The organism is Streptomyces sp. JB150 (assembly GCF_011193355.1).
Taxonomy (GTDB): domain Bacteria; phylum Actinomycetota; class Actinomycetes; order Streptomycetales; family Streptomycetaceae; genus Streptomyces.
Map to the genome: position 1 here is coordinate 198,172 of NZ_CP049780.1, position 17,694 is coordinate 215,865.

The 17,694-nt window shown below is 72.8% G+C and carries 20 protein-coding genes; 13 read left to right on the top strand and 7 right to left on the bottom strand.

What is annotated here, in order from left to right:
- Nucleotides 1-201: 201 nt before the first annotated feature.
- The 3 genes from G7Z13_RS00910 to G7Z13_RS00920 all read left to right on the top strand — a co-directional run bounded on the left by G7Z13_RS00910 (nucleotide 202) and on the right by G7Z13_RS00920 (nucleotide 3,367).
- Entirely contained in the window at nucleotides 202-627 is a 426-nt protein-coding gene (locus G7Z13_RS00910; RefSeq protein WP_165995143.1) for a hypothetical protein, read from the top strand.
- Nucleotides 624-2,207 carry a multicopper oxidase domain-containing protein gene (locus G7Z13_RS00915; RefSeq protein WP_206312968.1) on the top strand — a complete coding sequence of 528 codons (1,584 nt, stop codon included), beginning with the start codon at nucleotides 624-626 and terminating at the stop codon, nucleotides 2,205-2,207. The genes G7Z13_RS00910 and G7Z13_RS00915 overlap by 4 nt, the downstream gene beginning before the upstream one ends.
- A gap of 77 nt (nucleotides 2,208-2,284) precedes the next feature.
- Nucleotides 2,285-3,367 (top strand): hypothetical protein, encoded by a 1,083-nt coding sequence (locus G7Z13_RS00920; protein WP_165995144.1) that lies wholly within the window; start codon nucleotides 2,285-2,287, stop codon nucleotides 3,365-3,367.
- Between the two features lie 31 nt (nucleotides 3,368-3,398).
- Here the strand turns inward: G7Z13_RS00920 and G7Z13_RS00925 are convergent, their stop codons facing one another.
- From G7Z13_RS00925 to G7Z13_RS00940, 4 genes are all read right to left on the bottom strand, one after another.
- Nucleotides 3,399-3,923: a hypothetical protein gene (locus G7Z13_RS00925; RefSeq protein WP_165995145.1), complete on the bottom strand. Its 525-nt coding sequence runs from the start codon at nucleotides 3,921-3,923 to the stop codon at nucleotides 3,399-3,401.
- A gap of 31 nt (nucleotides 3,924-3,954) precedes the next feature.
- Nucleotides 3,955-4,497: a GNAT family N-acetyltransferase gene (locus tag G7Z13_RS00930; RefSeq protein ID WP_165995146.1), complete on the bottom strand. Its 543-nt coding sequence runs from the start codon at nucleotides 4,495-4,497 to the stop codon at nucleotides 3,955-3,957.
- 90 nt (nucleotides 4,498-4,587) lie between these two features.
- Nucleotides 4,588-4,815: a hypothetical protein gene (locus tag G7Z13_RS00935; protein WP_240926068.1), complete on the bottom strand. Its 228-nt coding sequence runs from the start codon at nucleotides 4,813-4,815 to the stop codon at nucleotides 4,588-4,590.
- 69 nt (nucleotides 4,816-4,884) lie between these two features.
- Nucleotides 4,885-5,514 carry a TetR/AcrR family transcriptional regulator gene (locus tag G7Z13_RS00940; protein ID WP_165995147.1) on the bottom strand — a complete coding sequence of 210 codons (630 nt, stop codon included), beginning with the start codon at nucleotides 5,512-5,514 and terminating at the stop codon, nucleotides 4,885-4,887.
- Between the two features lie 51 nt (nucleotides 5,515-5,565).
- Between G7Z13_RS00940 and G7Z13_RS00945 the strand changes: the two genes are divergently transcribed.
- The 3 genes from G7Z13_RS00945 (at nucleotide 5,566) to G7Z13_RS33270 (ending at nucleotide 7,248) form a co-directional block, all read left to right on the top strand.
- Nucleotides 5,566-6,117: a GNAT family protein gene (locus tag G7Z13_RS00945; RefSeq protein WP_165995148.1), complete on the top strand. Its 552-nt coding sequence runs from the start codon at nucleotides 5,566-5,568 to the stop codon at nucleotides 6,115-6,117.
- A 370-nt stretch (nucleotides 6,118-6,487) separates the two neighbouring features.
- Nucleotides 6,488-6,667: a hypothetical protein gene (locus tag G7Z13_RS33435; RefSeq protein ID WP_240926069.1), complete on the top strand. Its 180-nt coding sequence runs from the start codon at nucleotides 6,488-6,490 to the stop codon at nucleotides 6,665-6,667.
- Nucleotides 6,668-6,843: 176 nt separating this feature from the next.
- Nucleotides 6,844-7,248 (top strand): cholesterol oxidase substrate-binding domain-containing protein, encoded by a 405-nt coding sequence (locus tag G7Z13_RS33270; protein ID WP_206312969.1) that lies wholly within the window; start codon nucleotides 6,844-6,846, stop codon nucleotides 7,246-7,248.
- A 216-nt stretch (nucleotides 7,249-7,464) separates the two neighbouring features.
- Here G7Z13_RS33270 and G7Z13_RS00960 read toward each other — a convergent pair whose 3' ends face one another.
- Nucleotides 7,465-8,538 (bottom strand): WYL domain-containing protein, encoded by a 1,074-nt coding sequence (locus G7Z13_RS00960; protein ID WP_165995149.1) that lies wholly within the window; start codon nucleotides 8,536-8,538, stop codon nucleotides 7,465-7,467.
- A gap of 106 nt (nucleotides 8,539-8,644) precedes the next feature.
- Here G7Z13_RS00960 and G7Z13_RS00965 point away from each other — a divergent pair, with 106 nt between their 5' ends.
- Complete coding sequence (locus G7Z13_RS00965) at nucleotides 8,645-9,040, top strand: RidA family protein (RefSeq protein WP_165995150.1); 396 nt, start codon at nucleotides 8,645-8,647, stop codon at nucleotides 9,038-9,040.
- Nucleotides 9,041-9,262: 222 nt separating this feature from the next.
- Here the strand turns inward: G7Z13_RS00965 and G7Z13_RS00970 are convergent, their stop codons facing one another.
- Nucleotides 9,263-9,748: a MarR family transcriptional regulator gene (locus tag G7Z13_RS00970; protein ID WP_206312970.1), complete on the bottom strand. Its 486-nt coding sequence runs from the start codon at nucleotides 9,746-9,748 to the stop codon at nucleotides 9,263-9,265.
- Between the two features lie 464 nt (nucleotides 9,749-10,212).
- On the opposite strand from G7Z13_RS00970, the gene G7Z13_RS00975 reads away from it, so the two are divergent.
- From G7Z13_RS00975 to G7Z13_RS01000, 6 genes are all read left to right on the top strand, one after another.
- Nucleotides 10,213-11,361 carry a PP2C family protein-serine/threonine phosphatase gene (locus G7Z13_RS00975; protein WP_240926070.1) on the top strand — a complete coding sequence of 383 codons (1,149 nt, stop codon included), beginning with the start codon at nucleotides 10,213-10,215 and terminating at the stop codon, nucleotides 11,359-11,361.
- Between the two features lie 146 nt (nucleotides 11,362-11,507).
- On the top strand, nucleotides 11,508-12,401 hold the full coding sequence (locus tag G7Z13_RS00980; RefSeq protein WP_165995152.1) for an STAS domain-containing protein: 894 nt from the start codon (nucleotides 11,508-11,510) through the stop codon (nucleotides 12,399-12,401).
- A complete protein-coding gene (locus G7Z13_RS00985) occupies nucleotides 12,398-12,826 on the top strand; it encodes an STAS domain-containing protein (RefSeq protein WP_165995153.1) in 429 nt (142 codons plus the stop codon). Before G7Z13_RS00980 ends, G7Z13_RS00985 begins: the two co-directional genes overlap by 4 nt.
- Entirely contained in the window at nucleotides 12,823-13,185 is a 363-nt protein-coding gene (locus G7Z13_RS00990; RefSeq protein WP_165995154.1) for an anti-sigma regulatory factor, read from the top strand. The genes G7Z13_RS00985 and G7Z13_RS00990 overlap by 4 nt, the downstream gene beginning before the upstream one ends.
- A complete protein-coding gene (locus G7Z13_RS00995) occupies nucleotides 13,182-14,261 on the top strand; it encodes a SpoIIE family protein phosphatase (RefSeq protein WP_165995155.1) in 1,080 nt (359 codons plus the stop codon). Before G7Z13_RS00990 ends, G7Z13_RS00995 begins: the two co-directional genes overlap by 4 nt.
- Nucleotides 14,245-16,011: a SpoIIE family protein phosphatase gene (locus G7Z13_RS01000; protein WP_165995156.1), complete on the top strand. Its 1,767-nt coding sequence runs from the start codon at nucleotides 14,245-14,247 to the stop codon at nucleotides 16,009-16,011. The genes G7Z13_RS00995 and G7Z13_RS01000 overlap by 17 nt, the downstream gene beginning before the upstream one ends.
- 87 nt (nucleotides 16,012-16,098) lie before the next feature.
- On the opposite strand, the gene G7Z13_RS01005 is transcribed toward G7Z13_RS01000, so the two are convergent.
- Nucleotides 16,099-17,472: a cellulase family glycosylhydrolase gene (locus G7Z13_RS01005; RefSeq protein ID WP_165995157.1), complete on the bottom strand. Its 1,374-nt coding sequence runs from the start codon at nucleotides 17,470-17,472 to the stop codon at nucleotides 16,099-16,101.
- Between the last annotated feature and the right edge of the window lie 222 nt (nucleotides 17,473-17,694).

Genomic DNA, 17,694 nt, shown 5'->3' on the forward strand with positions numbered 1-17,694 from the left:
CACCACCCCACCCACACCCCCACCACCCTCATCCTCGCCCAATAAACACCCCCGGGTTCACCCGTCGGAGTCATCGGGTTCACCCACCGGCTTTGCCCGCACTTTGCCAATCTGGAGAATGCCTTGAGGCTCGCCCAAGTGCCGTGCCGAAAGGGCGGATTCGGGTTGCGGGCCGTCGGCCGTCCGGGTTGGATCACCCCTATGTCTTTGCGTCCCTCCCTGCTGTCCTTACGCATCACCGCCGCAGTCCAGTCGATTCTGATGCTCGCCCAGGTCGCCCTCGCCGGAGGTTTCCTGGGCGGTCATTTCGACATGCTGGCGCTCCACGGAACGCTCGGCCGTGTCATCACCGTGGTCGCCGTCCTCATGGCCGTCGCCGCCTTCTTCGTACGCCGCTCCGGAGGGCCCACGTCGATCCTGCCCGCGTCGATCGTCATCGTCGTGGCGCTCGTGGGTCAGATCGCCCTCGGCCTCGCCCGCAGCGTCGCCCTGCACGTCGTGCTCGGCGTCGTCCTCGCCTGCGCCCTGGCGGTGCTGGCGCAGCGCGTGCTGACCACCCCGCTGCCCGCCAGGACCCCTGCCGTGCCCGCCCGGGACGAGGCCGTACAGCCGGAGCCGGTCAAGTGAGGCGGCGCGCGCTTCTGGGCGCCGGGGCGACGGTGCTCGGCGCCGGTGCCCTGACCGCGGCCGGCTGGCCCCTCCTCAGCCGCTACGCGCGCGAAGGCCTCCCCGGCAAGGTGATGACCAGCCGGGCCGAACTGCCGGCCGCGTTCCGCACCCCCCTGCCGATCCCCCGGGTGCTGGAGCCGGTGTCCTCGAACGGCACCACCGACACGTACGAACTCACCCAGCAGCACGCCGAACTGGAGATCCTGCCCGGACTGCGCACCGCGGCGTGGACGTACGGCGGCACCTTCCCCGGGCCGACGATCGTCTCGCGCTCCGGGCGTCGCACCGTGGTGCGCCACCGCAACGAGCTCGACCGCCCCGCCGTGGTCCACCTGCACGGCGGCCACACTCCCGCCGCCAGCGACGGCTACCCGACCTCGCTGATCCTGCCGGCCGACGGCTCCTACGACGCCCACCGCGTCCACCAGGACATGACCGGCGGACCGCACGGCCATGCCATGGGCCACGGCGCGATGGACCTCGCCGAGGGAAGTCGCACCTACACCTACCCCTTCGACCAGCGCGCCGCGACGCTCTGGTACCACGACCACCGCATGAGCTACACCGGTGCGGCCGTCTGGATGGGGCTCGCCGGATTCCACCTCGTGCACGACGACGAGGAAGAGCGGCTGCCGCTGCCTCGCGGCGACCGCGACATCCCCCTCATGATCACCGACCGGTCGTTCGCCGCCGACGGATCGTTCCAGTACCCCTGGCTCGACGCCCAATTGCGCACCCCGGGCGTGACGGACGCCTACATGAACGGGGTCCTCGGCGACGTCATCCTCGTCAACGGCGCCCCCTGGCCGGTGCACCAGGTGCGACGGCTGCGCTACCGGCTGCGCCTCCTCAACGCCTCCAACGCCCGCCTGTACAAACTGCAGTTGGACCCGCAGCCCGAGGGCGGCGGCGGCTTCGTCCAGATCGGCAGCGACGGCGGGCTGCTGGACGCGCCCCGCCGCCACGACACGCTCGAGATCGCCCCCGCCGAACGCTTCGACGTGGTCGTCGACTTCTCCCGCTACCGGCCCGGCACACGGGTACGCCTGCTCAACCGCTTCGGCGACGGCTCGACCGCCCAGGTCATGCGCTTCGACGTCGGCTCCGGCTCGCCCCGCGACGACACCACCGTGCCCGGGAAGCTGAGCGACGTACCCCGCCTGGACCCCGGCCGGGCCACCGTCACCCGCGACTTCCACTTCCGCGGTTCCGACGTCGGCTGGACCATCAACGGCACCGAGTACGAGCCGGGGAACTCACTCGCCCGCCCCGCACTGGGTCAGGTCGAGATCTGGCGGTTCACCACCAACTTCCACCACCCGATCCACGTCCACCTGGATCACTTCCAGGTCCTCTCGCGCAACAACCGCGACATCGGGCCCTTCGACCACGGCTGGAAGGACACCGTCGACCTCCGCCCGGCCGAAGCCGTCGAGATCGTCACCCGCTTCACCGACTACCCCGGCACGTACATGCTCCACTGTCACAACCTGGAGCACGAAGACATGGCCATGATGGCCGACTTCACCACCGCATAGCCCCAGCCGGCCCACTGGCCCGCCGTCCGCGCACAACGGCTGGCGGGCCCGGTGCGGGGCTTGCGAACATGCGCGTCATGAACGCAACGGGGGATGAACGCATCGACGTGACACCGCTCGGCACGACGCCTGAGCGGGGCACGGTCGAGGTCATGGACGCAGGGCGGCTCCTTCTCCGCACGCCGGATCTGGTGGCGGTCCACGACCGTGAGGACTTCCTCGCGGGGAACACCGCACGCCCGAGTGCCGTCCTGCGGACACAGGAGGGGGAACGCGCGGTCCCCGCACCCGACGGCGGCTTCCTCGTGGCCGGCGTGTCGTCGGTGCGGGCGCAGGGGCCCGGCGGGGAGCCGCGCTGGGAACTGCGCCACGCCCCGGGGCACGGTGCCGCCCGGGCGCACTCCACCCCCGCCCTCAGTCCGGACGGCCGGCTGGTGAGCGTCGTCGTGCCCACACTGGAACCCGACAGGCGCAAGGCGGCGCTGGTGTACGACCTGGAGCCGGGCCGCGACTACACGTGGGACGATCTGCTGCTCCTGGACGCGGTGACCGGCGAGGTGCTCGGCCGGCGGCAGATCCGTTCGCTGGCGTCGGCCGCCGTCGCCTCCTGGCGTCCGGACGGCGGCGCCGTGGTGGTCTCCTGCTGGACCGCCTGGCACAGCTGGTCGACCTGGTGGGCCGAGCCACGCGCCGACGGTCTCGAGGTCCTGGGCGGTACGTGGATGCGCGCGCTGGTGGGCTTCCTTCCCGGCTCCCGCCTGCTGACCCAACGGTACGCCGAGTACCTGTTCCTCGATGACGACCGCGACGAGCTTGCCACGTACGACCTCGGCTCCGGGCAGCGGACGGTGCTCCTGGACCTGGCGGAGCTGGCCGTCGACCCGGAGAACGACGAGTTCTTCTCCGCGGTGGTCCTCGACGAACGCCATGTACTCCTGCCAAGCCGGGTGTACCCGGGAACAGAGGAACCGCGCATCCGGCACTGGCTGCTGGACGCGGAGACACTGCGTCCCCTCGGCCACATCCACTACCCCGTTCCGGTGGACGAGGACATCACCGCGCTCGGGGACGGCACCTGGCTCACACGCGACCGCGGCCGGCTGCACCGCTGGACGCTGGGCGGGGACGGTCAGCCGGCGCACACGCATCAGGGACCTTGATCGAGGTCATCGCACGTTCACCGTCCATCGGTCACGTCGACCATCCATCGCTCAGGCCGTGGACCGTCCGCCGGCGAGGGGCCTCATCGTCCGGGACGTCCGGGGAAGGGAAGTGGAACGGCACCCCGAGGTGGTCGGACAGGTCGCGGCCGGCCTCGGCGGCGCGGGCCGCGGCAGGGTCGTCGGCACGGTCGTGGACGGTCGCCAGGTGGCCCTCCCGGGCCGGGCCGTCCAGCACCGCGACCAGCTCCACGAACCAGCCGTGGACCGTGTCGCCGTCCCAGACGGCCTCGATCGCGACGACACGGCCCGGCAGGGCCGCGGCGCGAGCTGCCAGCGACGTGACGTCGAGGGGGTCGGGCGGCGTTCGCCGCACCCGCTCACCGAGCACGTCATAGCGTGCGCGGACCACCCGCTCCGCCTCGTGCAAGCCCAGCCCCAGCGGACGCAACGCCTCCCACACAGACCTGACCGCCGGCAGCCGGCGATCGTCCAGGACGGCCGCGTCGACCTCCCGCCGGGTCCGCTCCTCCAGGAACCTCCACCAGCCACTCACCGGACCACCAGGGGAAGTTGCGGGGCACCCGTCATGGGCGGAACCTCACATCGCGCGGATCGGCCGTCGGCAGCGTCCTGCTCAACACCAGCTCGGCGTGGACCTCTTGGGTGTCGTGGTTCGCGGTGAGCGTCGCGCCGTTGCCGCGCAAGGCGGCGAGTGCCGACGTGTTGTGCGTCGTGGTGTCCGCGACCACGGCCCGTGCACCGGCTCCGGCGGCTTCGTCGAGGAGGAGGCGGACTGTGGCGGTGCCGATGCCGCGTCCGCGATGTGTACGGCCGAGCCACATCCCGGTCTCCAGGACGTCATGGCCCTCGCGGAGAGCCAGACGAGCCGATCCCACGACTTCTCCCTCATACGTGATCACGTAGGTGCTCTCGCCCAGCGGGCCGGCCAGTCCGGCGCGTCGGGCCCGGTGCCATGCGCGGAAGGCCGCCTGCCGTTCCGTCGTCCACCCCGGTCCTCCGGCCACCGGGGGCATGACTTCTTCGGGTGCCGCGTCCCCGACGGCCACCGCGAGGAGCCGGTCGAGGTTGCCCTCGTCCACCCGCAGCACTTGCACCCGACCGACCATGCCGGTCTCCCTCCGCCGAGCGCTGGCCCCCGATGGTCGATCCTCACGTGCGGTGCGGTCTCGCGCCAGCGGTTTTCTGTGCGCACGAAACTACGCGGCGTCTTCCTTCCCGACCTCCCCCGGGTCCCCCATCGGCCGGGTCAGGTCGTCGTCCGGTGCCGCTCGCCGGTCCGGTTCGGTCTGGTCGAGCTCCCAGTGGTGCCGGCATTCCTCGCACCGCGGTCCCGTGCCGGGGGCGAGGATCTCCCTGTCGGGGCAGTCCGTGCCGTCGCCGCGGCCCACGCACGCTTCCCAGGCGTCCCCCATGCGTTCGACCATGCGTCACACGGTCGGCCGGCGGGCAGAGGGCGTGCGGGACGCACGGGCGCTCGTCCCCGGCATCACGCCTCAGCACTCGGCTACGACCCCACGAGCTCCCTCGGCTCCGCCGTCGTGGCCGGTGAGGGCGGCCAGGTAGTCGTCCAGGAGCTCGACCTGCCGCCGGGGCGGGAAGGACGCCGGGTCGAGGAGGGCCTGGACGACCAGGCCCAGGACGAAGGACTGGGCGCCGGCGGCGATGTGTGCCGGGTCGCCGGGCGGCAGTTCGCTTCGTTCCTGGGCCGCGGCCACGCGCTCGGTCAGTTGCTGGCGGCTCCTGGCGTACTTGCGGGCGTAGTCGGCGCTCAGGCGGGGGTCGGAGAGGGCGGTGTCCCAGGAGGAGACCCAGATCCGGTTGGTGTCGGTGGCCTCCGGGGTGAGCGGCAGGATGTCCAGCAGGGCGTTCCGCAGGGCGGTCAGGCCCTGGCCGGTCTCTCGGCGGGGGCGGGAGAGGGTTCGCTGTTCGAGCAGGTCGAGGGCGTACTCCACCAGGGCGCGTTTGGTGGGGAAGTAGTGGGTGAGCAGGCCGGTGGTCGCGCCGAGCTCGGCGGCGACGGCGCGCAGGGTCAGGCCCGCGAAGCCGCGGGTGGCCATCACCTGCCAGACCGCCGCGGAGACGTCGCGCCGGCGGGCCTCGTGATCTCCCTTGGTGCGTGGCATGGTCCCACGCTACATTGCCGTAACGCTTGTTATGTGAATGGGAGGTGCTTCGTGTTCTCACTGCCGCTCGGCGGCGGCGCCCGCCTCGCCGCCCTGGAGGTCTGGCACGCCGAGGAGTTCGCCGGCCACCTGGACCGGGCCCGTGACCACATCCGCCCGTGGGTCGGGCCCGCGTTCGTCACCACGGATCTGGACGGGGCGCGGGCCACGCTGACCCGGTACGCCGAACGACAGGCCGCCGACGGAGCGCGCCTGTACGGCATCTGGCGGGAGGAGACGCTGGTCGGGGGTGTGATGTTCACCGGCTTCGACGCCGCCGCCGGCTCATGCGAGATCGGCTGCTGGCTGGAGCCGTCCGCCCAGGGCCACGGCCTGGTCACCCGTGCCTGCGGGGCGCTGCTGGACTGGGCGTTCACCGTCCGGGGACTGCACCGCGCGGAATGGCACTGCCGTGCCGACAACCATCGCAGCGCCGCGGTCGCCAAGCGCCTCGGCATGACGCTCGAAGGTGTCCGGCGCCAGGCGTGGACGTATGAGGGCGTGCGTCATGACGCGCAGCTGTGGGCCGTCCTCGCCGACGCGTGGCGCTCCCCCGGCCGGTGAGCGGCGTCGCCGTCACCGTTCGCGAGTGCCGCGCGCCTTCAACCCGTCATTCTCACAAGAGAGTTCATGCACGAGAGAGTACGGCGGGTCCGCGCGGCGCTCCGGGAGTACGGCAGCGCCGCGGACATCGTCGAGCTGCCGGCCGCGGTCCCCACCGCGGCGGAGACCGCCGCCCGGCTCGGGTGTCCCGTCGGCGCCGTCGTCAACAGCCTCGTCTTCTCCGTCGGTGGTGAAACCGCTGCTCATCCGCCAGTGCAGCCCACCGCGTCGACACCCGTCTCGTCGCCCGGCTCCTCGGGGTCCGCGCGGCAAGACGCGCCGCGCGGACCCCGCGTACGTCCTCGCCGTCACCGGCCAGGAAGTCGGGGGCGTGGCACCGGTGGGCCACCCACAGTCGCTGCGCACCCTCGTCGACGTCGCGCTGGACGAGCACCCCCATGTACGGACGGGGGCCGGAATGCCGCACACCGTCTTCCGCACCACCGTCGCCGAGCTGACCCGACTGACCAACGGCCGCGCCGCCGTCGTGGCGGCCGTCGCCGACGACTGAGCCCAACGGCGCCGTTCCGTCCCACGCCTGCCCCCATGCCCGACCGGGTGACCGGCAGCATGTTCCGGGGCTGTCGGGCGAGCTGCTCACCCACCTGGTGGCCGGGGGCCTGCGTTGCGACCTGTGGGGTCCGTCCCGGGCGCTGCTGCACTATCCGCGCCCCACGACACTGCGGGATGACCACCAACGGTTACGCCGTGCTCGTCCGCCGCGCCGATGTGCAGTGGGCGCTGGCGGAGTTCACGCGTCACTGTCGTCGTCTGCTGTGGGAGTACCGCGCGCGGGGCGAGTATCCGGTGAACGGTGCCGTGGAGGTCCGGGTGACCGGCCTGGACGATCCGGCGTGGAGCGGCGTGCCCGGGGCACGGCCCCCGCTGCTCTCCCCGGTCGGGCCTCGGGCGGATCGTCCGGAGTGGGACACCGCCGTCTGGCTCGACATCCTCACCCTGCCCGGTACGCCTCGTCTGCACCGTTTCCTGCGGGACGTCGAGCGGTTCCTGTGGCGGACGTTCGACGGTACGCGGGCGGCGTTGCGCGTCGATTGGTCCAAGGGCTGGGCGTACACGGACGAGGCGGCCTAGGGCCGACCGGGGCGTGCTCGCCCGTCGCGTGCCCGACAGCCATCGGGCCGGCGGGGGTCCGGGCTGGGACGAGATGGTCGCCGTGCTGGACTGTCACTACCCGCACCGGGTCTTCAGTACGCCCTTCCTGGACGCCTTGGTGAGGTGACACGCGCGGGCCGCTGGCTCGGCGCGTTCCTCCGTGGCCGGGGCGCGCGGGCTCGCGCGCTCACGGGCTCAGGACGACGACGCGCCGTAGCGGGAGGCGATCGCGGCGGCGCGGTCGCGCAGGGTGGTGCGCAGCCACCGCGGGGCCAGGGCCTCGACGTCCGTGGCGAGTTGCCACAGCGCCCATTCGGCGTGCCGCGCGTCCTGGAAGGTGACCTCCAGCCGCGACCAGCCGGCCGGGTCGGCTCCCTCGGCGGGCTGCTCGGCAGGTTCTTCGGTAGGTTGCTCGGCGAGTTCTTCGGTGGGTTGCTTGCCAGGTTCTCTGGCGGGTTGCTCGGTAGGCCTCGCGGCGCGGACCGCCAGTGCCGTGCTGATCAGTTCGTCCCGCCGCGCCGGGTTCACCCGCACCCGCACGGTGACCTGGTCGCCGTCCGTCAGGAAGCGCGCGCAGCGTTCGCGCCAGACGCGGTCCAGGTCGACCCGGTCGGGCCGCTGTGCCGGTTCGGCGAGTGCCTGGGCCGCCAGGACCCGTGACAGCCGGTAGGTGCGGTCCGCGCCGGACCTGGTGGCGAGCAGGTAGGCCCGGTCGCGCACGGTCACGAGGCCGATCGGGTCGACCGTGCGCCACTGCGGCGTCCGCTCCGGGGGCGCGTAGTGGATGCGCAGTTTGCGGCCGGTGAGCACCGCGCGGCGGACCTCGGCCATGGTGGTGCCGGACAGTTCCCCGGTGACCGGGCGGCGGGAGAGCAGGTCGGTCTCGGGGGCGACGAGCAGCCGCCGGGCGGCGTCGCTCGCGGCGGCGCGGTGGGTCTCGGGGAGCGCGTCGGCCACCTTGCGCATGGCCGAGGCGAGCGCCGAGCCGAGGCCGAACACCTGCTCGCCGCGCCCGGTTCCGGCAACCAGCAGGGCGAGGGCCTCCTCGTGGTTCAGGCCGGTGAGGTCGGTCTGGAAGTCGGGCAGCAGCGCGAAGCCGCCCCGACGACCGCGTTCGGCGTAGACCGGCACACCGGCCGCGGACAGCGCCTCGATGTCGCGGAGCACGGTGCGGGTGGACACCTCCAGCTCGCGGGCGAGGGTGGCCGCGGTCAGCCGGCCGCGCTGACGCAACAGCAGCACCAGCGAGATCAGTCGGTCGGCACGCATGCGAAAACGCTAGCGAGATACGTGACGGAGGATGTCATGTTTCGCGGAGAGGCTTGTCGACGTGGCACCGGAGGTGACACACGAGACGAAGGGAGCTGATGTGGCGATGGAGCGATCGACGGTCAACCCGTGGCCGTGGTCGGTGGAGCTGGGTTACAGCCAGGGGGAGGTCGTCGCCGGGCAGACCCGGACCCTGTACTGCTCCGGGCAGGCCGCGACCGGGGCGGACGGCACGCCCCGGCACGCCGGGGACATGGCGGCGCAGCTGGCGCTGACCGTCGACAATCTGGAGGCCGTGCTCGCCGAGGCCGGCATGTCCCTCGCGAACCTCGTCCGGCTGAACGTCTACACCACCGACGTCGACCGGCTGTTCGAGCACTACGGCGTGCTGGCGTCACGACTGGGCGCGGCCGGGGTGGCGCCGACCACGACGATGCTCGGGGTGAACCGGCTGGCGCTTCCCGACCTCATGGTCGAGCTGGAGGGAACCGCCGTGGCGTGAGGTGAGACGGCCTCCGCGCGGCCGCCCGGATGCGTGTGACGAAACCCCCTCCGGGTGGCCGGAGGGGGTTTCGTGACGAGGCGGTGGCGCCCGTGGCTCTCGTCACCCGCGGGTTCGGCAGGTCGCATCCCCGGGTTCAGGGGGTAACCGACCCTCATGAGGAGCACAGACAGTCGGTCACCGTCAGGTGGTGTGGGAAGACCCGGCCCGGCGGCCGGGGACTCAGGCCGTCCTGGCGTCGGAGTCCGCCGCGCCGTGACGTATCCGCGTCGCGGCGGCGGCGCAGAAGGCGTCCAGGCCCTCCAGGAGCGCCACGCGCTTGGCCGCGGGCATGTGCGAGAGGACCGCTCGCAGCTCCTTCTGCCTGCGGACGCGCAGGTCGGCGAGGAAGGCGCGGCCCCGGCTGCTCAGCCGCAGCCGTACCTCGCGCCGGTCGGCCGGGCTGACCGCGCGCTCGACGAATCCGGCCGCCTGGAGCCGGTCGCACAGGCGGCTGGTGGAGGGCGGCGTGGAGGCGAGGGACTCGGCGAGAGTGCTCAGGTTGATGCCCTCGTGGTGTTCCAGGATCAGCAGGACCCGCAGCTGGGAGGCGGACGCGGGTGCGGTGGAGGCCCGGCCCCACAGGACCTCCAGCAGCTCCGCGGCCGTCGAGGTCACCCGGGCGACCTCGTCGGGTTCTGGGCGGGGGTGGAAGGCAGTCACGGTCACACTCTCGCAGGCACTCGGATCCCGGCCAGCGTACTAGGCGGCCGCGTCGGCCCGGGTGGACCGGCTGGCCCGGCTGGATCGGTTGGCCCGGCTGCATCGGTTGGACCGGGTGGACCGGGTGCTCCGGAGCCCACTGTGCGGTCCATACGCCCCGTCGACCCGTGGGCCCGGTCGGCCCCATAGTCCCGTAGTGCCCGTGGGTCCGTAGGCCCCGTGCGGCTTGGCGACCCCGAGCGCCCGCAGGCCCCGTACGGTCCCCGAGATCCCCTACGGTCCGTCACCCCCCCCAGTTCGCGACACCCCGTACGGTCCGCGACACCCCGTACGGTCCGCGAGGCCCTGTGTGGCCCGCAGCCCTCGTGCGCCCGTGAGACCCCCACAGACCGTTGAACGGCCTCGCCCGCCCGGTGAGGCCGGCAGGCGACAGACGAAGGATCGGTGTATTCCCTATCGTGAACAGATTTGTGACCGCTGAACGCGCCCTGCGCACGGCGGCACCGCACGAATTGCTCGACGCCGTCCGGCGTGTGCTGATGGAGCAGTACGCGGCGGAGTCCGTCGAGCTGTTCCTGGCCGACTACGGTCTGACCGTGCTCCAGCCGGTCTCGGTGCTGCCGCACACCACGGAACCGGTGTCCGCCCACAGCAGCGCCGCGGGCCGTGCCTTCGGGGCCCAGAAGCCCTTCGTGGAGCCCGTCGGGGACGGCAGGGTGCGCGCGCACCTGCCGGTGACCGTCCGCGGCGACCGGCTCGGAGTGCTGTCGGTGATCCTGCCCGGACCGGAGTACGCGGACGGCTGCCTGGAGGAGCTGGCCGAGGTGGCGGACGTACTCGGCCACGAAGTGATCGTCGCCGAGCGGGACACCGACATCTACCTCCAGGCGCGGCGCAAGGACCGGCTCACCCTCGCCGCCGAGATGCAGTGGCAGCTGCTGCCCGGCCGCTCCTGCTCGCGGCCCGAGTACGACCTCGGCGCCCAGCTGGAGCCCGCCTACGCGATCTTCGGCGACAACTTCGACTGGTCCGCGACCGCCGACCGGCTGACGCTGTACGTCACCAACGGCATGGGCGAGGGCATAGAGGCCTCCCTGCTGACCAGCCTGGCCACGAACGCCCTGCGCAACGCCCGCCGGGCCGGCATTCCCCTCGCGGACCAGGCGGCCCTGGCCGACCAGGCGATCTACGCCCACTACCGGGGACGCCGTTACCTGTCGGCGCTGATGTTCGACTTCGATCTGGCCACGGGGCGCGCGTCGGTCGTGGACGCCGGTTCCCCGCAGCTGCTGCGGGTGCGCGGCAAGTCCGTGGAGCGGATCACGTTCGACGCCCAGCTGCCGCTCGGCATGTTCGAGGAGACCGACTACGTCGCCCAGGAGTTCCGGGTGGAGCCCGGCGACCGGCTCGTCTTCGTCAGCGACGGGGTCTACTCCGTCGCCTCGCCCGAGGGGGAGACATACGGGGACGCGGCGCTGAACCGGGCGATCCAGTCCACCCGGCTGCTGCCCGCCGCGGAGGTGCCGCGCGCCGTCCTGCGCGAACTGACCGGTCATCGGAGCGGTTCCGTCCCGGACGACGACGCTCTGGTGGTCTGCCTGGACTGGCACGGCCGCTGACCGGGCATGTCGTGAGCATCGGCCGCGCGCTCGCGGCCGCGTGTTGTTCGCACCGCAGCCGCGCCGCTAATGTTTGTCATACGGCAAGTATTGACTGAGGAAACGCCGACCGGCGGCCGCCGGAGCCCGGACAGCAGGGAGAGTCAGTGTCGGAGCAAGAAGCGACCACCGCGGCGGCAGCGCTGGAGCTGAGCGGCTTCCTCGGCAGGCGGCGGGAGCAGATCGCCCAGCGCTGGGCGGACGCTCAGCTCTTCCGGAGCGTGTTCTCGGTCTCGCGCGACGAGGCGGTGGACGCCTGCAGGGCCGTGGTGGACGCCCTCTCGGAGGCCGCGGCCGCCGGGCGGCTGGACGACATCGGCGCCCCCGGGTTCGCGGCGGTGCGCGACCAGCTGGGGCGGATGGCGGCCGCCCGTTCCCGCTCCGGGTCGTCGCCCGCCCGCATCGCCGAGGAGGTCGCCGCTCTGCGCGCGCCGGTCGGCCAGCTGCTGCGCGGGGAGTTCGAGGACCCGGACGCGGCGCCGGCACAGGAGTGCGCCCTGGCCCTGGCCGTACTGATGGGCACCTTGCGCCTGGTGGTGATGGAGACGGCGCTGAGCGCGGGCGAGGAGCTGATCGCCCGGCAGCGCCAGCAGCTGCTGGAGGTGGCCACCCCGGTCATCAAGCTCTGGGAGGGCGTCGTCGCCGTACCGCTGGTCGGCACGCTGGACAGCGCCCGCAGCCAGGTGGTCATGGAGAGCCTGCTGGAGGCCATCGTCGACCAGCGCGCCGAGTACGCCATCCTGGACATCACCGGCGTCTCCACGGTCGACTCCCTGGTCGCCCAGCACCTGATGAAGACGGTGGCCGCGGCCCGGCTGATGGGTGCCGAGTGCGTCGTCTCGGGCATCCGGCCCGCGATCGCCCAGACCATCGTCCACCTCGGCATCGACCTGGGGTCGGTCGTCACCCGCACCGATCTGGCCGACGCCCTGGCCTACGCGCTGGGGCGGCTGGGCATCGTGGTCTCCCCGCGGGCCTCGTCGGGTGGGAGCCCGCGGTGAGCGGCCCCTCCGCGCGTTGCGCGGACTCCGCGGCCCCGGTGCCCGTGCTGGCACTGGGCGACATCCTGCTGGTCACGCTGCAGGGCGAGTTGGGCGACGCGGCGGCCGAACAGCTCCAGTACGACGTCACGCGGCGGATCGCACACAGCCCCACTCCGGTGAGCGGCGTGGTCATCGACATCTCCGGGGTGGATATCGTCGACTCGTTCCTCGGCCGGGTGCTCGCCGAGATCGCGGCCGGCGCGTCGCTGATGGCGGCTCGCACGGTGCTGGCCGGTATGCGGCCGGCCGTGGCGATCACGCTGGTCGAGCTGGGGCTCAGCCTGCCGCAGGTGACCACCGCGCTGCATGTCGACATGGCGCTGACCCTGCTGGGCCGGCCTCCGTCGGCCGGCCCGCCGGAGCCTCCGCGGGAGGGCCCATGACGCCGGCCGGCCGCCTCACCGCTCAGTCGACCCCGCCCATCGGCTCGGACGCCGGCCCCGCCGGGGTACGGCAACGGGTCCGGCAGGCCGCGCTCGTCCCCGGCTGCGGTCCGGTGCGGCGGACCGAACCGGTCACCGCCGCCGGCGAACCGGCCCGCGACACCCTCGTCCACGGCGGCGGGGGGCGCATGGAGAGGACTGCGCGGAACGGAACACCACGGCCCGGGCCGCGGCTGTCGTTCACCGACGACGGCCCCGGCAGCCGCGATACCGCGCCGGCGTCGACCGACCGCCGCACCACCGTCACGGTCACCGCCTGGAGCTGTGCCCTGCCCTCCCCCCGCGCGGGTGCGGCATGACCAGGGTGTGGGACATTCCGGTGCACGACTCCACCCGGGTCAGGGACGTCCGGGTGGCCGCCGAGGCCGCCTGCGCCGAGGCCAATCTCGGCGCGCCGCGCACGGCCGCCGCCGCACTGGTGGCCACCGAACTGGCGACGAACCTCCTCAAACACGCCGACGGAGGACGCATGGTGATCAACCTGGTCGAAGAGCCGGACACGACGAACGAGGCCGCGGATCGTGCGGTGCAGATCGTCTCCGTCGACCACGGCCCGGGCATCGGCGATGTCGCCGAGGCGATACGGGACGGCCGCACCACCGCCGCCTCATCGCTGGGCGCCGGTCTGGGCACCTGTCTGCGCGTGTCCGACGACTTCGACCTGCACAGCCGCCGGGGCCGCGGCACCGTGGCCGTGGCCCGCGTCGGCGCGTTGCCCGCCGCCCCGCACGCGCCCTCCCGCGCGCCGGCGGGACCGCGGGTGGGCGGCGTCAATCTCGCCCTGGCCGGGGCGGAGCACTCAGGGGACGCCTTCGGCTGGATCCGGTGCGGGGCGCTGCTCACCCTGGTCCTCGCCGACGGTCTCGGCCACGGCGTCCCGGCTGCGCGGGCCTCCTCCGCCGCCCTGGACGAGCTGCGCCGCCTCGCGGCTCTGCCTCCCGCGGACATCCTGCGACGTCTGCACGAGCGGCTGAGGCACACCAGGGGCGCGGCCGTCGCGGTGGCCCAACTGGACACCGGCACCGGGCGGTTGCACTTCGCCGGTGTCGGCAACGTCGGCGCCCGGCTGCGCACCCCGGACGGCTGGCAGCCGCTCATCTCGCAGCCCGGCATCGTCGGCGCGCGGTTCCCCGCCTCCGTGCCGCTCCAGCAGGCGCCGTGGACCGCGGACAGTCTGCTCGTCCTGCACAGCGACGGCCTGCCGAGCCGCTGGACGCCGCCCGGCGACCCCGGACTCCCGGCCCACGATCCGGCCGTGGTGGCCGCGGTCGTCCTGCGCGACGCCAGCAGCGCCGCGAGCCCGCCGCGCGACGACACCAGCGTGGCCGTACTCTGCCCCGACCGCCGGACGGACGCCCATGACCGCCTGCCCTGACGCCTGGAAGATCAGCACGGCGGTCGACGCCGCTCGCGTCCGCGCCCTCGCCGCCCGCCTCGCGGCGCGGGCCGGCCTGCCGGTGCTCGAACAGGCGCGGTCGCTCAGCGCCCTCACCGCACAGCTGCGCCGCTGCCTGGCCGGCGGTGAGACGTGGGACGTGCTGGTGGAGAGGCGGCCGCCCGCCGGCGACACCGACGGCACCGTGCGGATCGCCGTACGACCGGCCGGCCATCCTCCACAGGAACGGCCGCCGTGGGAACTCACCGTGCCCTGGCACGAGCCGGCCGCCCCCAGCGGTGCCGCCGCACCATGCGATCCGGCTGCCCTGGACGAGGCCGCGCTGGCCGAGGCGTTGCTCGCCGCGGACGACAGCACCGCGCACGTGCTGTCGTCGCTCGACGAGCAGGAGGAACTGGTCCGGTTCCACCGTGAGGAGCTGCACCACACCAACCAGGGTGTGCTGGCCCTGCACGCCGAACTGGACGCCGCGGCACGCGGCCAGCGCGCGACCCTGGACGCCGAGCGGGCCGCGCGGGCCGAAGCGGAACGAGCCCGCCGGCTGCTGACCTTCCTCGCCGACGCCAGCGCCGCGGTGACCGCGTCACTCGACCACGAGGACATCGTCAAGCGCCTGTCCGGGCTGCTCGTCCCGGACTACGCCGCGCACGTGGACGTCTGGCTCTTCGACGACGACACCGCGCCGCCCGTCAGGGCCCGGCCGGCCGCCGCCGTGACCGCCGCCCGCACGGGGCGCCCGCAGCACGCGGCGGCCCACCCCGGCGGGCTGCCCGACGTCGACGACCTGCCGCCGTCCGCGCTGGCCCCCGACCGGCCCCTGCTCTGCATCCCCCTGATGTCCCGGAGCGTGCAGGGCGTGCTGAGCCTCACCTCGTCCGGCTCCCGCTTCGACGCCGACACCACCGTGATGCTGATCGAGCTGGCCCGGCGCGCGGCCATCGCCCTGGACAACGCCCGCCGCTACGAACAGCACCGCGACACCGCCGAGGCGCTGCAGCGCGCGCAGCTCACCGACCTGCCCATCACGGAAGGGGTACGGCTGGCCGCCCGCTATCTGCCCGCCACCCACGGGCTGAACATCGGCGGCGACTGGTACGACGCCTTCGTCCAGCCCGACGGCAGCCTGCTCGCCGTCATAGGGGACGTCACGGGGCACGGTCTGCACGCGGCCATGATGATGGGCCAGTTGCGCACGGCGCTGCGCGCCTACGCCGTCGAGGACGACAGCCCCGCCCGCATCCTCACCCGGCTGCACCGGATGCTGTGCCATCAGCAGCCCTCGCTGTACGCGACCGCTTTGGTCGCCCGTTTCCACCCCGACGATCCGCGTGTCGTCTGGGCCGCCGCCGGCCATCCGCCGGCCGTGGCACGGTCACCGGAGGGAACGGTGCGCCTGCTCGACGCCCGGCCCGGCGTCATGCTCGGCGTGCCCCTCCCCTTCACGTACGAGGATCACTCCGCCGAACTGCCGCCGGGCTCGACCCTCGCCCTGTACACCGACGGACTGGTCGAGCGGCGGGCGCGCGGCATCGACCCCGGCATCGAGCGGCTCGCGCAGACGCTGGCCGCGGTGAGCCCGGCGGAGCTGGAGGACCTGGAAGCCGCGACGGAGTCCATCCTGAAGCCGATGCTGCACGACTCCGAACGCGACGACGACGTCTGCCTGCTGCTCTGTCACCGCGTCGCCGAGCCGGAGGCGGCGCGGACGCGCCAGCGGGGAGCCGGGTGAAGGTCCTGTCGGCGGCCCGCCGCCGCCAGAGGGGTGTGCGCAGGTCCGGCGGGGCTCCGGGCGATCCGGAGCCCCGCCGGGCGGGGGTCAGCCGGTGGGGAAGCTGTCGGGGGTGCTGATACGGCTCTTGAGCAGGGTCCCGGACTCGGTCAGTACGCCGCTGCCGCTGTAGTCCGTGCCGTTGCAGGTGCCGGGCTTGAAGGCCGCGCTGCTCTCGTTGGCGTCGGAGTACGTCCAGTTCGCGTAGCTGATCTTCAGCTGGTCGAGCAGGTCCAGCCAGGCGGTGGTGCTCGCCCGGTCCATGGTGCCGCCGCCGGTGGCGGTCACCGTGCCGAACTCGGTGACGAACAGCGGCAGTTGCGTTGCGGCCCGGCTCACCGCGGCGCGGTAGTTGTCCTTGTGGCTCGCGGCGTAGAAGTGGAACGCGTACATGATGTTGGAGGCGTTGACCGGGTTGTTGACGACCTCGGTCTCGTTGGAGCCGTCCGAGACGCCCAGGGAGGACCAGCCGCGGGTGCCGACGATGATGACGGCGTCGGGGTCGGCGGCCCGGATCACCGGGATGACCTGCTCGGCGTAGCTCTTGATGGCCGTCCAGCTGACGCCGTTGGGTTCGTTGGCGATCTCGTAGATGACGTTCTTCTTGGCGGCGTTGCGGGCGGCGACGGACGCGAAGAACGTCTTGGCGCGGTCGAGGTTGTAGTTGGGGTCGCCCGGCGTCAGGGTGTGGAAGTCGATCAGGGCGTACATGCCGCGCGCCTCGGCCATGTCGACGAGGCTGTTGACGCGGCTGGTGAAGCCGGCCGGGTCGGTCTCATAGCCCTGCTCCTGCACGTACATGGCGATGCGGAACAGGTCGGACTTCCAGTCCTTCGCCAGCGCGTCCAGGGACGCGTTGTTGTAGCACTTGCTGAACCACTGGATGCCGTGGGTGCTCATGCCCCGCAGCTGGATGGGGCGGTTGTACTGGTTGCACAGGTGCACACCGCAGACGTGGAGCTGTCCGTTGACGGAGACGGGGGTGCCGTCACCCGGGTCCGGCGGGGGCTCCTCCTCGACGGAGCCGGTGCAGGCGACCCCGTTGAGCGTGAAGGCCGTGGGCTTGGGGTTGGCGCCCGTGAAGGAGCCGACGAAGCCCAGGTCGGCCGTCGCGCCGGTGGCCAGCGTGCGGTTCCAGTCGACGCCGGTGGCGCTGAGCGTGGAGCCCGACTGCGACCAGGTGGCGTTCCAGCCCTGGACGAGCTTCTGTCCGGCGTCCGGCAGGGCGAACTTGAGCGTCCATCCGCTGACGGGGTCGCCCAGGTTGGTCACCTTCACTCCGGCCTGGAAGCCGCCCTGCCACTGGCTGGTGATCGTGTAGTCGACTCTGCAGCCGGTGGCGGCCGCCGCCTGGGGGCCGGCCAGCGCGGTCAGGCCCAAGGCCGTCGCGCAGGTCGCCAGTAAGGCCACTATGCGTTTCACAGCGTTCCTCTCGTGCGAAGGGGGAACGGTGCGATGGGAGCGCTCCCAAAGCCCATCGGCCCGAGACCGTACACCGCCGCGCCGACGCGCGTACAGGCGTGGGACGGCACGAACGCTTCCTCCCGAAGTAAGCACGAGATCAGGCCAATCACCGCAGCCTCACCGTTCTCCCCTTGCCGGCGCTGGACGCTGCGTATATTTATGGCCGCCAACGACACAGGA